This window comes from Pseudothauera hydrothermalis (assembly GCF_003345255.1).
Taxonomy (GTDB): domain Bacteria; phylum Pseudomonadota; class Gammaproteobacteria; order Burkholderiales; family Rhodocyclaceae; genus Pseudothauera; species Pseudothauera hydrothermalis.
The window spans coordinates 409,971-424,033 of the sequence record NZ_CP029331.1; the positions used below are offsets into that span (position 1 = coordinate 409,971).

Here is a 14,063-nt window from a genome sequence, read left to right on the forward strand (position 1 = left end):
GGGGCGCCTCTACCATCGCCGCCATGGAAGAAGAACTCACCCAGCTCGAAAATCGCATCGAGCAAATCGCGACCCTGTGCGAGGGGCTCAAGGCCGAAAACCGCGCGCTGCGCAGCCGGCTGACCCAGCTTGAGTCGGACAACCGCGCTCAGGCCGACAAGCTTCGTTTAGCCACCGAAAAACTCGAAGCCTTGCTGGCCCGGCTGCCGCAGGCTTGACCCCAAAAAAGAGAGGGCTGGACATGGAAACGCTCGACATCAAGTTGCTGGGCAAAGAATACCGGGTGTCCTGCAAGCCGGAAGAGCGCGAAGGGCTGCTCGCTGCGGTGACGTTTCTGGATGACAAGTTTGCCGAGCTGGCGCGCAAGACCGGCTCGTCCGGCGAGCGTCTGGTGGTGATGACGGCGCTCAACATCGTGCATGACTTTTTTCAGCAGCAACGCAGCGGAGGGTTTGACATGGCCGCTGCCAAGCGTAGAATCGGGCTCATGTCGGCACGCTTGGATGGGGTGCTCGCCCAGCAGGAAAAGCTGTTCTGAGCCGCCTTCAAGGCGGAAAAAGTGCCGCAGGATCAATCCCCTGCAGTGTTCGTCGAAGTCGTAGATTCCTTGAACCAATAGTCGAGAGACTTGGTTGCTGACCTGAAGGCCGCGGTGTGCATGCCCCGTTAGGGGAAGCCTGAAGCGGTGGGAGTGCGACCACCCTGAACCCTAGGTTCAGGATGCCCGGCGGAGACGGCACAGGCGGGGGGCCAAACAGAAGGCGCAACGCGTAAGGGTTGCGCCTTTTCGCGTCTACGGCGCCTGCGGGCGGCGGGTATTCTGCTGCGCAGCGGGCGCTTGCGGCGGTGCGCTGCAGGCGTACAGGCGGATGCTGGTCCCATGTTCCGGCGCGGGCGAAAGACCGGGCAGGTAATCGGCCAGCGGGCGGCAGCCGGCAGGCAGGCACAGCTCATAGCCGGCAGTGTAGTGGCTGTGGGCAAGCTCGACTTCGGCCATGTCGCGGCCCACCGGGTAGTGCCAGACACCGTCGATTAGCCGGGCACCTTCTGCGGGCTCCATGCCGGCACCGGAGCCGCGGATGCGGCCTTCGACCAGCCGCAGCACCGGTGTGCGCGCATCGTCGATGCGCACCTGCCAGTTCTCTTCCCAGCGGACTTTCTCGATCGAATGTGTCCAGCGCAGGGTGAATTCCTGGGTGGCGATGAAGGCCGTCAGCACGCCGCTGGCCAGGCACAGCCCGATCATGCGGGTGCGCCGGCCCGTCGCTTCTGCCAGATCAGCACGCCAAGCAGCAGCGCGGTGCTGATCAGGCCGATCTCGTCGGTGATCGGCAAAGCAGCCACCAGGCATAACGCCGATAGGAAAGCCCAGATGCGCAGCGGCCAACTAACCGGCTGCCACAGATAGCCGATTGCAGCCACGCCCCACAGGCCGATGGCCACCAGGGCCTTGAACACGATCCATGCCACCGCCGCGGCGTCGGGGTCGCCCTGCAGCATCAGTTCGGGGGCATACACCGCCATATAGGGCACGACAAAGCCGGCCAACGCCACACGCACCGCCTGCACCCCGATGCGCATGCCGGACACCCCGGCAATCGGCGCCGCGGCAAAGGCGGCCAGGGCCACCGGCGGGGTAAGGTCGGCGAGGATGCCGAAATAGAACACAAACATATGGCTGACGATCAGCGGCACGCCCAGTTCCAGCAGCGCCGGTGCCGCGAGCGAGCTGGTGATGATGTAGTTGGGGATGGTGGGAATGCCCATGCCCAGCAGCAGGCAGACCAGCATGGTGAGCATCAACGACAGCAGCAGGTTGTCCCGTCCGAGCGAAATGATGGCGTTGGCGAAGGTGGTGGCCGCACCGGTCAGCGTCAGCACGCCAATGATCACCCCGACCAGGGCGCAGGCCACGCCGACCGGTAGCGCATGGCGCGCGCCATCGGCCAGGGCGTTGGCGGCCAGGCGCAAGGTGCTGCGTCCGCCCTGGATGAACAGGCACAGCGCCACGAGCGCGGCAATGAGCAGCAGGATTGCGGTAATACCCCATTTGAAGAAACCCGCGCACAGGATGCCCAGCGCGATCCAGAAGGCGGCGCGCAGGGCATTGCCGGTAAGGCGCAGGGCCACGGCGGCGCCGAGGATCAGCACCGCGGTGAGCGCCAGGCCGACCATGCCGGAGAACAGCGGGGTGTAGCCCGAGAACAGCAGGCCGACCAGCACTGCCAGCGGCAGCAACAAGTACCAGTGCCGCCTTACCGCGGCCCAAGGGTCGGGACATTCGTCCTTGGGGATGCCGTGCAGGCCGGCGCGACCGGCTTCCAGGTGCACCATCCAGAAGGCGGTCACAAAGTACAGCACCGCCGGAATGATGGCCGCTTTGACGATTTCCACATAGTCCACGCCTATGGTCTCGGCCATGATGAAGGCTACCGCGCCCATCACCGGCGGCATGATTTGCCCGCCCATGCTGGAGGTGGCCTCCACGCCGCCGGCGAACTCGGGCCGGTAGCCGAAGCGCTTCATCAGCGGGATGGTGAACTGCCCGGTGGTGACCACGTTGGCCACCCCGGAGCCGTTGATCGTGCCCATCAGCCCGGAGGTCACCACCGATACCTTGGCGGGGCCGCCGCGGGTATGACCGACGGTGCCGAGCGCAAAATCGGTAAAGAGCCGGATCATGCCGGCTTGTTCGAGAAAGGCGCCGAACAGGATGAACAAAAAGATGTAGGTGGCGCTGACATAGGTCGGAATGCCGTAGATGCCTTCGGTGCCAAAGGTCAGGTGTTCGATCAATTGCGCAAAGCTGTAGCCGCGGTGGGCGAGCTCCCCGGGCAGGTATTGGCCGAACAGCGCATAGGCAAAAAAAACTGCGCAGATCAGTGGCAGGGCGGGGCCCATGATCCGGCGCGCCGCTTCGAATACCAGCAGCAGTGTGAGGGTGCCGACGACGATATCGAGCGGAGTCGGATCGCCGGCGCGCACGATCAGCTCGGCCTCGAAAATCCAGTGATAAAAGGCCAGGCCGAAGGCAATGAGCCCCACCGGCCAGGCCAGCGCAGGCACTTGGCGGCGCGGCAGCCAGTTCTGCAACAGCGCAAAACTCATCAGCAACATGAAGCCGACATGGATCGCCCGCACCACCTGGGATGACAGCGGGTGATAGGCCGCGACGATGATCTGGTAAGCGGAAAAGGCGATGGCAATCAGGAACAGGGCACGGCCCTGAACACCCTTGTCCCAACCGAACGGGACCACAGCGGCGTCATGCGAACGGCTCGTCATGAATGACAGCTCCGGTGCCGCAGTGTGCGGCGGCAGTCATAACACAAAAGATGCCGGCGCGCGCAGCTGAAGTTGGCGCCTCATGCAGTCGCGGAGGTGACGCACCGGCGGGTGGTTGTCATGCGCACTGCGCCCGGCGCCCCGACCGTTTGGCGAGGCACTACGGGCGGCGGGCTTACTTCAGCAGGCCGGCTTCGCGGTAGTAGCGCTCCGCGCCCGGGTGCAGCGGCAGCGGCAGGTTGTCGGCCGCGCCTTCCGGTTTGATGGCCTTGGCTGCGGCATGTGCGGCCACCAACTGGTCCAGATGCTCGAACATTGACTTGGTCATGCGATAGACCACGTCTTCCGGCACGCCGGCATGGGTGACCAGAATATTGCGCACGCCGGCGGTGGGCACGTCGGTGGTTTGGCCTTCATAGGTGTTGGCCGGAATGACCACCGGCTGGTAGGCAGCATCGCCGATTTTGGCCACGACTTCGGGCGGCACCGGGATCACCACGATCTTGACCGCATTGGCGAGGTCACGGATGGACGCCACACCCAGGCCGGCCGACTGCAAGGTGGCGTCGAGCTGGCGGTTTTTGATCAACTCCACCGATTCGCCAAACGGCAGGTATTCGACCTTGCCCAGATCGGCATAAGACATGCCGGCCGCTTTGAAGATGGCGCGGGCGTTCAGTTCGGTGCCCGAACGCGGCGCGCCCACCGACACCCGCTTGCCCTTGAGATCGGCCAGCGAGGCGATGCCTGAATCGGCGGCGGCGACGATTTGGATGTAATTGGTGTAAATGCCGGCAAGACCGCGCAGCTTGTCGAGCTTGGTCTTGAAGCCGGCTTCCTCGTTACCGGTCCAGGCGTCAGAGACTGCATCGCCCAGCGAAAAGCCCACTTCGCCGCGGCCGGCCTGCAGCAGGTTCAGGTTTTCTGCGCTGGCCTTGGTCGATTGCACGCTGGTGCGCGCGTTGGGAATGTTGTCGGCGTAAATTTTGGACAGCGCCACGCCCAGTGGGTAATACACGCCGCTGGTGCCACCGGTGAGCACGGTAATGAACTGCTGCTGAGCGTGCGCCGCGCCGGCGGCGATCAGCGCGGCGGCAAGGCCAAGGGTCCGAAGCAATTTCATGGTTTGTCTCCTTCCTGGTTGATCAAGCGAGTTGTTCTATTTGGTCAGGGCGACCGCGGCGCCGGCGCGGTCGTCTTCAGTGTGGACACTTTGCCCGCCCGGGGCAATGACTGCCATCGGTGTTTGTCCGCACCGCTGTTTTCATCCGATGATGCCGGCTGCGCGCAGCGTGGCAAGCCGCTCATCGCTCATGCCGGCCAGTGTGCCGAGCACTGCCGCGGTATCTTCGCCGACCCTCGGCGGTGCTTTGCGGTATGCGGGCGGCGTGGCCGACAAATGCAGGGGGGTGGCGACCTGCGGAATGCCGTCTATCTCGGTGCGCATGCCGCGATGGACGATCTGCGGATCGGCAAACACACGCGCCAGGTCGTTGATCGGCCCGCCCGGAACGCCGGCTTCTTGCAGCGCGGCCACCCATTCGTCGGTGGTCTTCATCACCGTGGTCTGGCGCAGTAGCGCAATCAGCGTGTCGCGGTGGGCAACGCGTGCTGCGTTGGTGGCAAAACGCGCGTCGGTGGCCCATTCCGGGCGGCCGGCAAGCTGGCAGAAGGCGGCCCACTGGCGGTCGTTACCAATGGTCAGCACGATATCGCCGTCTGCGGTCGGGAAAGCCTGATACGGCACGATATTGGGGTGGGCGTTGCCCATGCGCTGCGGCGCTTTGCCCGAGACCAGGTAGTTCATCGCCTGGTTGGCCAGACAGGCGACCTGCACGTCGAAGAGCGCCAAGTCGATGTACTGGCCGCGGCCGGTGCGTTCGCGGTAGGCCAGCGCGGCAAGGATGCCGACCGTGGCGTACAACCCGGTGAGGATGTCGGTGAGCGCCACGCCCACCTTTTGTGGCGGGCCGTCCGCTTCGCCGGTGATGCTCATCAGCCCGCCCATGGCCTGAAGCAAAAAATCGTAGCCGGGGCGTTCGGCGTAAGGGCCGTCCTGACCGAAGCCGGTGATCGAGCAATACACCAGGCGGGGGTTCAGCTCGCGCAGGCTGGCGTAGTCCAGGCCGTACTTGGCCAGCCCGCCGACCTTGTAGTTTTCCACCAGCACGTCGGCCTCGCGTGCCAGTTCGCGCACCAGGGCCTGGCCTTCGGGGTGGGTGATGTCGATCGCCACCGAGCGCTTGTTGCGGTTGGTGGCCAGATAATAGGCCGCTTCGCGCCGGGCACCGGCTTCGAACCACGGCGGGCCCCAGGCGCGGGTGTCGTCGCCGGTGCCGGGACGCTCGACCTTGATCACTTCGGCGCCCAGATCGCCCAGCAACTGCGTGGCCCAAGGACCGGCCAGCACGCGCGACAGGTCGAGCACCTTCAGATGGGAAAGCGCGCCGGCGTTCATGCTCAGCAAAACGCCTGGATGCCGGTCTGCGCGCGCCCGAGGATCAGCGCGTGGATGTCGTGGGTGCCCTCGTAGGTGTTGACCACTTCCAGGTTCACCAGGTGGCGGGCGACGCCGAATTCATCGGAGATGCCGTTGCCGCCCATCATGTCGCGCGCAAGGCGCGCAATGTCGAGCGCCTTGCCGCAGGAGTTGCGCTTCATGATGCTGGTGATTTCCACCGCGGCGGTGCCCTCGTCCTTCATGCGGCCCAGGCGCAGGCAGCCTTGCAGACCGAGGGTGATTTCGGTCTGCATGTCGGCGAGTTTTTTCTGAATGAGTTGGTTGGCGGCCAGCGGCCGGCCGAACTGCTTGCGGTCGAGCACATACTGGCGGGCGGTGTGCCAGCAGAACTCGGCCGCGCCCAGCGCGCCCCAGGCGATGCCGTAGCGCGCCGAGTTGAGACAGGTAAATGGCCCTTTGAGTCCGCGCACATCCGGAAAGGCGTTTTCATCCGGACAGAACACGTTGTCCATGACGATCTCGCCGGTGATCGAGGTGCGCAGGCCCACCTTGCCGTGGATGGCTGGCGCGGACAGACCCTGCCAGCCTTTTTCCAGCACGAAACCGCGGATGCGGTCTTCTTCGTCCTTGGCCCAGACCACGAAAACATCCGCAATCGGGCTGTTGGTGATCCACATTTTGGCGCCGTTGAGCAGCCAGCCGCCGTCGACTTTCTTGGCGCGGCTGACCATCGAGGCCGGATCGGAGCCATGGTCAGGCTCGGTCAATCCAAAGCAGCCGATCCATTTACCGGTTGCCAGTTTCGGCAGGTACTTGCGGCGGGTCGGCTCGTTACCGAACTCGAAGATCGGCACCATGACCAGCGAGCTTTGTACGCTCATCATCGAGCGGTAGCCCGAGTCCACCCTTTCCACCTCGCGGGCGATCAGACCGTAGCTCACGTAGTTCAGCCCGGCGCCGCCGTATTCCTCGGGGATGGTGGGGCCGAGCAGGCCGAGTTCTCCCATTTCGCGGAAGATGCTCGGGTCGGTGCGCTCATGGCGGAATGCCTCGGTGACGCGCGGCATGAGTTTTTCCTGCGCATAGGCGCGCGCGGTGGCAGCCACCATGCGCTCTTCTTCAGTGAGCTGCTGGTCGAGCAGCAGCGGGTCGTCCCAGTGAAAGGAAGGATTGCCGGCCATGTGTTTGCCCCGTTTTATTGTTCTGCAATGCAGAACAATGTTTTGCATTCGTGCTATTATCCTGACAAATTCTAGTTGAAAATGGAAGCGTTTTTGGCTGAAACGCTGCCGGAAACCTATTGAAAAGACTTTATGTTCCGCCATGCAGAATAATGACTCTGGGTCGCCCCTGCTGGATGGACTCGTTCAAGCGGCCGCAGGCGATCGCCAGTTCGTCACCGCGCTGGCGCGCGGGCTGGAGGTTTTGCGCTGCTTTTCCACGCAGACCCGACTGTTATCCAATGGCGAGCTGGCAGCACGCACCGGGCTGGCCAAGTCCACGGTGTCGCGGCTGACCCATACCCTGGTGCAATTGGGTTACTTGAAGGCCGACGAGGCGTCCGGGCGTTACCGGGTGACGCCTGCGGTGCTGGCGCTCGGTCATGCGGCGCTCGCCAACGTGACCGTGCGCGAAATCGCCCGCCCGTTGATGCAGGATCTGGCCGAGTATGCGCAGGCCCTGGTGTCGCTCGCTACCCGCGAGCGGCTCAACATGATTTACCTGGAAAACTGCCGACCGCGTTCGTTGGTGACCCTCAAGGTGAGCACCGGCATGCAATTGCCGCTGGCCACCACGTCGATCGGACGGGCCTTCTTGTGTGCGCTGCCGGTGGCCGAACGGGACTTTCTGCTGGAACAGATACGCCGACGCGATCCGCAGGGCTGGCCTTTGCTTGCCGAGGGCGTGGCGCAGGCCGAAGAACAATACCGCGCCCACGGCTATTGCACTTCGCTGGGAGACTGGAACCGTGAAACCCATGCGGTGGCCGTGCCGTTGTTTTGTCCGGATTACGACCTTCTGGCGTTGTCGGTCAGCGGCCCGGCCTATGCGCTGACCCGCGAGCGCATCGACAAGGACCTGGGGCCGCGCCTGGTTTACCTGGCGCGCAGCATCGAGGCGGCGGCCGGACAGAGCTAAGCGTCGCCACGCGCCAAAGCGCTGCCGGCGATTGTGCCGCGGACCCGGCAGTGGCCGGGTGGTTGCCCTGCGGGGTCTTCAAGGCGGAAATACGCCATCAGCTCGCGCAGTTGTTCCGCCTGGCCGCCCATTTCCTCGGCGGTGGCGGCCAGCTCCTCGGAGGCGCTGGCGCTGTGTTGAGCCGTTTGCGAAAGCTGGTTCATGGCGGTATTGATCTGGCCGATGCCGGCGGCCTGTTGGTGGGCGGCCGCGGCGATTTCCTGAACCAGCTCGGCGGTGCGACGCACATCCGGAACGATTTTCTCCAGCAAGGCGCCGGCGCGCGTGGCGGTGTCCACGCTGGTTGAGGCCAGCGTGGAAATCTCTTGCGCGGCGGCTTGGCTGCGTTCGGCCAGTTTGCGCACTTCGGCGGCCACCACCGCAAAGCCGCGACCGGCCTCGCCGGCGCGCGCGGCTTCAATGGCGGCGTTCAAAGCCAGTAAATTGGTTTGGTAGGCAATATCATCCACGATGCCGATGCGCTCGGCGATCTGCTGCATGGCACTGACCGTAGCGCGTACTGCTTGGCCGCCTTCCTCGGCCTCTTGGGCGGTGAGTGTGGCCAGCGTGTCGGTGGTGCGTGCGTTTTCGCTGGTGTGATCGATGCTTGCGGAAATCTCTTCGATGCTTGCGCTGGTTTCCTCCACGCTGGCGGCTTGTTCGCTGGCGCTTTGCGAGAGAGTTTGCGCGGTGCCGCTGATCTGCCCGCTGGCGTCGGCAAGCTGGTCGGCGGCGGCGCGGATTTCGCCGATTGTGTGCGCCAGGCGCTCGACGATGTGGCGCATTGACTGCAAGAGCTGGCCGACTTCGTCCATGCGTTCGACCTCGATGCGCTCGCTCAGGTTGCCTGCGGCGATGCGCTCGGCCGAGGCGACCGCGCAGCGCAAGGAGACGATGATGCCGCGCACCACGAAGGCAAACCACAGCGCAATGGCCAAGCTGGCTGCGGTGAGGCTGGCGGCAACCCACAGATCGACTTTTGCTTCGGCGGCCAAGCTGTCGACCAGGCTGGCGAGTTCGGCCGATAGCCGATCTTCAACCGCTTTCATGTCATCGATCTTTTGGGTGATGGTGGAAAACCATACCGCCGGTTCAACCCCGAAACCGCCCGTGGCCGCGCGTTCGATGGCAATTTGGCGCATGCGCTCGACCTCTTGTGCCGCCGTGGAGGCCATTTTCTGCTCGAATAGCGTCAATGCATGCGGACTGCCAAAGTCGCGGAAGGCGGCAAGATAAGTGTCTTGCGCGGCAACGATGGTGAGAAAGCGGCGATAGAGCGCGGCATCGAAGGCGTCGGCGGTAAAGGCGGCGTTCAAGGTGGCGCGCTCACGGCCGGCCTGTTCCTTGGCGTTGAGAAACATCACATAGCCCAGGATGGCCTGGGATACCGCATGGTGTTCGCTGAGCTGGTGAATGGTGGTGATCAGCGCCAGATAGCGCTCGATGGTGCCGGTGTAATAGCCGAAGGAGTCCGCGCCGCTGGCCGTTAGCGCGCGAATGCGGCGACGGGTGTCGTCCAGGCGATCGAGCTGGGCGCTGGCTGCCTGCAGACTGGTGACGAAGCGGCTACCCAGCGCTTCGGCGTCCGTGTGGCCTACCAGTGCGCGCAGCTCGCTGGCCAGGCGGTCGGTGAGCGCGTGCTGGCTGGCCAGCTCACTCTGAAAGCGCTGACCGCGCGAAGCCAGAAAACCCGCCGACAAACCGCGTTCCTTCTGTAATTCATGCACCAGCGCACTGGCGCGTACCGCCACCGCCGAGAGGGTTTCGATATCGGCCAAGGTGCGCATGGTGTGCACCCGTTCCAGCACTTGGCCGATGGCAAAGTAGAGCAATCCGCCGACCAAAAGGCCGATGGCGGCAAGCAAGCGGGTGCGGATGGAGGTGTTGCGTAGCGCCGAGAACATGATGGCTGATCTCCCCGGTGAATCGTGGTCGCAGTCTTGCGCCGGCCGATCGCGCAAGCGCCCCAGTATGGCAACCGACCCTTTTATCGGCGGTCGACCGCGGTGCTTGAGGCTGTCGTTGGCGTCCTGCGTGCCATCTTAACGGCGGGTGCAAGGGTACGGAAATAATCCTGGTCAATTCGGCGATGCGGCGCGCGGAAGTGACAGCGGTCAGGGGTAGCGGCACAATCGCCCGCTTGGCCGGATTGTCGGATTCTCCGTTGCTCAAGGGGTACGCGATGCATGTTGATTTGTGGTGGCTGACCTATCTCGCTCTGGGGGCTTTCGTCGGTTTCTTCGCCGGGCTGCTCGGCGTCGGCGGTGGCGGCATCATGGTGCCGATGCTGACCACGCTTTTCCTTGCCCAAGGCTTTCCGCTCGAGAACGTGGTGCACATGGCGCTGGGCACCTCGATGGCGGCCATCGTGCTGACCTCGGTTGCCAGTCTGCGGGCGCATCACGCGCACGGCGCGGTACGCTGGGACATCGTGCGCGCGATCACCCCGGGCATCCTGATCGGCACCTTTGGTGCCACCTTCGTCGCCTCGCGTGCCAGCACCGAGGGGCTGGCGATCTTCTTCGCCTGCTTCATGGGCTACGTGTCGCTGCAGATGCTGGCCAACATCAAGCCCAAACCGTCACGCGAACTGCCCGGTGCGCTGGGCTTGTCGGCGGTTGGCGTGGGTATCGGCGGGGTGTCGGCACTGGTTGCGATCGGCGGCGGCTCGCTGTCGGTGCCTTTCATGACTTGGTGCAATGTCAGGATGCAGCACGCCATCGGCACTTCGGCGGCCATCGGCCTGCCGATCGCGTTGGCCGGCACCCTGGGCTATCTGGTCAATGGCTGGGGTGCCGAGGGACTGCCGCCCCTGACCTTGGGCTATGTCTATGTGCCGGCGCTGGTACTGGTGGCCGGGGTCAGTATGTGGACCGCGCCATTGGGCGCGCGGCTGGCCCACCGGCTGCCGGTGGCCACCCTCAAGAAAATCTTTGCCGGCGTGCTGATGGCGCTGTGCATGAAGATGCTCTACGGCGTCTTCGGGTGAGCGGCGCCCTCAGCGCCCCTTGAACACCGGCTTGCGCTTGTTGAGAAAGGCGTCCAGACCTTCGCGGTAATCCTCGGTGGCCAAAAAAGCGAAGGCTGCGCGCTTTTCGGCCACGCTCAGCGGGCCGCCGGCGGCCAGGCGGTGCACCCATTGCTTGTGCCAGCGCGCCACCAGCGGCGCCCCGGCGGCGATGCGGGCGGCGCTCGCCTGGGCCTCTGCGAGCACCTGCGCGTCGTCTACCACGCGGGTGAGCAGGCCCTTCTGCAGGGCCTCGCGGGCGGACAGGATGCGCCCTTCGAGCAGGATCTCCAGCAGCACCGCGGGGCCGACCAAATCCAGCAGACCGGCCATTTCGCCCGGATACATCGAAAAACCGAGCTTGTTGATCGGCGCGCCGAAACGCGCGGACTCGCCGGCGATGCGCAGATCGCAGCAACCGGCGATCTCCAGCCCGCCGCCGATGCAGGCGCCGCGGATGGCCGCCACCGTAGGGATCGGGCAAGTGCGGATAGCCTCCAGCGCGCGGGCCACCAACTCGTCGTGGTAGTGCAGGGCGTCGTCGACGGTGGCGCGCACGGTGAGGAATTCCTCGATGTCGCCGCCGGCCGCGAAGGCTTCGCCCGCGCCGGTAAGGATCACGCAGCGCACCGCTTGGTCCGCGCCGAGACGCTCCATGGCGGCGCGTAGCTCGCGCCACATGGCCGCGTTGACCGCGTTGAGCTTGCCCGGATTGCAGAGGGTGACGGTAGCTACCTGGTCGGCGATGCTGACTTCGATGCGACTGTTCATGGGCGCTTCGGGTGTATCCGTACAGGGCGGCGCGCCCTGTGGTGTGGATAATCTTATGACCCCATACGGGGTCGTATGGAAGTCGTGTCAATGATATATCATCCGCCGCGCTGGACACGCGACACGCTCCGCCGCCCGGTTCGTACTCTCCTCCAACATGAGCGCCGCGAACGGCGTTCATGGCGCGGTGATAGACTCTGCTGCCGGACCGGCGTCATAAGTGTTCGCCTGTGCCGGCAAGGAGTTCTGTCGTGTCGCTCGTCAACCATCTTTTGCTAATCGGTGTGCTGATCGCGGTCAGCGCTTTCTTTTCCGTATCCGAAATCTCGCTCGCCGCAGCGCGCAAGGTGAAACTGCGCCTGATGGCCGAGGGCGGTCATCCGAACGCTCAGCGTGTGCTGGCCTTACAAGACAATCCGGGTAGTTTTTTTACCGTGGTGCAGATCGGTTTGAATGCGGTGGCCATCCTCGGCGGCATCGTTGGCGAATCGGCGCTGTCACCCTATGTGGCTGCGGCATTGGGCAGGTTGTATGACGGACCGGCGTTGGAAACCGTCAGTTTCGTGATCGCCTTTGTCTTTGTGACTTCACTGTTCGTGCTGTTTGCCGATTTGATGCCCAAGCGTTTTGCGATGGTGCAGCCTGAGCGGGTGGCGGTGACGGTGGTGCGGCCGATGCAGTTTTGCATGGTGTTGTGCGCCCCGCTGGTGTGGGCGTTCAATGGCTTGGCCGACCGTATTTTCCGCTTGCTGGGCGTGCCCAGTGCGCGCAGCGAGGACATCACGCCGGACGACATCATTGCGATGGCCGACGCCGGCGCCCAGGCGGGTGCGTTGCTCAGCCATGAACAGCACCTGATTGCCAATGTATTCGAACTCGATGCGCGCATCATTCCATCGGCGATGACCGCGCGCGAGAGTATCGTCTTTCTCACCCTGAGCGAGACCGAGGAGAGTATCCGTGCAAAGATTGCCGAAACCCCGCACGGCAAATACCCGGTGTGCGAAAAAGACAGTATTGACTCGGTGATCGGCTATGTGGATGCCAAGGATATTCTGCCGCGTATCGTCAATGGGCAGAAGTTGTCGCTGCGTAACGAACCGATCGTGCGCAAGATTCTGGTGCTGCCGGACACGCTGAATCTTTTTGAGGCGCTGGAGCACTTTCGCGACGCCAAAGAGGACTTTGCGGTCATTGTCAATGAATACGCGCTGGTGGTGGGCTTGCTGACCCTGCAGGATGTCATGAGCACGGTGATGGGCGATTTGGTGAGCCCGTTCCAGGAAGAACTCATCGTGCGGCGGGATGACAACTCCTGGCTGATCGATGGGCTGACCCCGATCGAGGATGTGATGCAGGCGCTGGACATCGAAGTGTTCGAGGGTTTCCAGAACTACGAGACGGTAGCCGGTTTCATGATGTACATGCTGCGCAAGGTGCCCAAGCGCACCGACTCCGTTGAATATGCCGGCTACAAGTTCGAGGTGGTCGATATCGACAATTACCGCATCGACCAGGTACTGGTCACCCGCGCAGCGACTGGCGCGTAAGGCGGATGTGGCGGCCGTGCCGATCAGGCGGCGCGGTTTTTCGCCCCGGCAATCCGTGCCAAGGCGGCGCGGCCGCTCTCGATGTGGGCGCGCATGCGCTGCTCGGCGCCTTCCGGATCGCACGCCAGTATGGCGTCCAGAATGGCGCGATGCTCGGCCAGCGACTGTTCCAGGCGACCTTCGGAAAACAGCGAGTGGTGGCGGGACAGTTTGATGACCTTGCGCAGGTCGGTAATCACTTGCAGCAGCCAGCGGTTGTCGGCGATTTCCTGCACGGCGCGATGGAAGGCTTGGTTGGCTTCGAAAAAGCCGTTTATGTTGCCTGCTGCCGCGGCCGCCTCCAGATCGGCATGGATGTGTTCGAGGCGGGCGCGTTGCGCCGGGTCGGCACGTTGTGCAGCGTCCCGGGCGCACTGACCTTCGAGCAGCGCCATGACCGCGAAGACCTCGTCCAGATCGCGCTCGGAGATTTCGGTGACGTAGCAGCCGCGCCGTGGTTTGAGTGTGACCAGCCCCTCGGAGGCCAGCACCTTGAGCGCTTCGCGCAGTGGGGTGCGGGAAATGCCGTACTGCGCGGCCAACGCCTGTTCGTCCACCCAAGTGCCGGGCGGCAGTTCATGCGAAAAGATGCGTTGCCGCAATCGTTCGGCGACTTCCTGATAAAGCGCAAGAGGCGCGATGCGCGATGCAGTCATGGGCGGTGTCGATATCCGAGTGGGCAAGCTTAGCCGATTGTTTGGCGCAGGCAATCGGCAAGGGGGAAGCTACGCTGTTGCATTCATAATTATGGATAAAGTATTATTTGATCGAT

13 protein-coding genes and 1 other RNA gene are annotated in these 14,063 nt (G+C 63.9%); 6 read left to right on the forward strand and 8 right to left on the reverse strand.

Translation table 11 applies throughout. The features are described from left to right. Positions 1–23 precede the first annotated feature (23 nt). The 3 genes from DIE29_RS01940 (at position 24) to ssrS (ending at position 753) form a co-directional block, all read left to right on the forward strand. The gene (locus DIE29_RS01940; RefSeq protein ID WP_102040795.1) at positions 24–218 is read left to right on the forward strand and encodes a hypothetical protein; all 195 of its coding nucleotides are present in this window, start codon (positions 24–26) and stop codon (positions 216–218) included. A 23-nt stretch (positions 219–241) separates the two neighbouring features. Next, positions 242–538 carry a cell division protein ZapA gene (locus DIE29_RS01945; protein WP_102040796.1) on the forward strand — a complete coding sequence of 99 codons (297 nt, stop codon included), beginning with the start codon at positions 242–244 and terminating at the stop codon, positions 536–538. A 34-nt stretch (positions 539–572) separates the two neighbouring features. Then, a non-coding RNA gene (gene ssrS / locus DIE29_RS01950) (6S RNA) lies at positions 573–753 on the forward strand. Between the two features lie 40 nt (positions 754–793). Here the strand turns inward: ssrS and DIE29_RS01955 are convergent. The 5 genes from DIE29_RS01955 to DIE29_RS01975 form a co-directional block, all read right to left on the reverse strand. Beyond that, complete coding sequence (locus DIE29_RS01955; protein WP_102040797.1) at positions 794–1,246, reverse strand: DUF1850 domain-containing protein; 453 nt, start codon at positions 1,244–1,246, stop codon at positions 794–796. Next, positions 1,243–3,285, reverse strand: coding sequence for a TRAP transporter permease (locus DIE29_RS01960; protein WP_114649047.1), 2,043 nt, complete (start codon positions 3,283–3,285; stop codon positions 1,243–1,245). The genes DIE29_RS01955 and DIE29_RS01960 overlap by 4 nt, the downstream gene beginning before the upstream one ends. A 175-nt stretch (positions 3,286–3,460) precedes the next feature. After that, positions 3,461–4,408, reverse strand: a complete 948-nt coding sequence (locus DIE29_RS01965) for a TAXI family TRAP transporter solute-binding subunit (protein ID WP_114649048.1) — start codon at positions 4,406–4,408, stop codon at positions 3,461–3,463. Positions 4,409–4,549: 141 nt separating this feature from the next. After that, the gene (locus tag DIE29_RS01970; RefSeq protein WP_114649049.1) at positions 4,550–5,743 is read right to left on the reverse strand and encodes a CaiB/BaiF CoA transferase family protein; all 1,194 of its coding nucleotides are present in this window, start codon (positions 5,741–5,743) and stop codon (positions 4,550–4,552) included. Positions 5,744–5,745: 2 nt separating this feature from the next. Beyond that, the gene (locus DIE29_RS01975; protein WP_114649050.1) at positions 5,746–6,927 is read right to left on the reverse strand and encodes an acyl-CoA dehydrogenase; all 1,182 of its coding nucleotides are present in this window, start codon (positions 6,925–6,927) and stop codon (positions 5,746–5,748) included. Positions 6,928–7,069: 142 nt separating this feature from the next. On the opposite strand from DIE29_RS01975, the gene DIE29_RS01980 reads away from it, so the two are divergent. Continuing rightward, positions 7,070–7,885 (forward strand): IclR family transcriptional regulator, encoded by an 816-nt coding sequence (locus tag DIE29_RS01980; RefSeq protein WP_114649051.1) that lies wholly within the window; start codon positions 7,070–7,072, stop codon positions 7,883–7,885. Here the strand turns inward: DIE29_RS01980 and DIE29_RS14520 are convergent. Further along, entirely contained in the window at positions 7,882–9,828 is a 1,947-nt protein-coding gene (locus DIE29_RS14520; protein ID WP_162860574.1) for a methyl-accepting chemotaxis protein, read from the reverse strand. The two genes, DIE29_RS01980 and DIE29_RS14520, sit on opposite strands and share 4 nt — an antisense overlap. Positions 9,829–10,106: 278 nt before the next feature. Here DIE29_RS14520 and DIE29_RS01990 point away from each other — a divergent pair, with 278 nt between their 5' ends. Continuing rightward, on the forward strand, positions 10,107–10,913 hold the full coding sequence (locus DIE29_RS01990; protein ID WP_114649052.1) for a sulfite exporter TauE/SafE family protein: 807 nt from the start codon (positions 10,107–10,109) through the stop codon (positions 10,911–10,913). Positions 10,914–10,922: 9 nt separating this feature from the next. On the opposite strand, the gene DIE29_RS01995 is transcribed toward DIE29_RS01990, so the two are convergent. Then, positions 10,923–11,702 carry an enoyl-CoA hydratase/isomerase family protein gene (locus DIE29_RS01995; protein ID WP_102040804.1) on the reverse strand — a complete coding sequence of 260 codons (780 nt, stop codon included), beginning with the start codon at positions 11,700–11,702 and terminating at the stop codon, positions 10,923–10,925. Positions 11,703–11,953: 251 nt separating this feature from the next. Between DIE29_RS01995 and paeA the strand changes: the two genes are divergently transcribed. Continuing rightward, a complete protein-coding gene (gene paeA, locus DIE29_RS02000) occupies positions 11,954–13,252 on the forward strand; it encodes a polyamine export protein PaeA (protein WP_102040805.1) in 1,299 nt (432 codons plus the stop codon). 23 nt (positions 13,253–13,275) lie between these two features. On the opposite strand, the gene DIE29_RS02005 is transcribed toward paeA, so the two are convergent. After that, the gene (locus DIE29_RS02005) at positions 13,276–13,947 is read right to left on the reverse strand and encodes a GntR family transcriptional regulator (protein ID WP_102040806.1); all 672 of its coding nucleotides are present in this window, start codon (positions 13,945–13,947) and stop codon (positions 13,276–13,278) included. Positions 13,948–14,063: the final 116 nt, after the last annotated feature.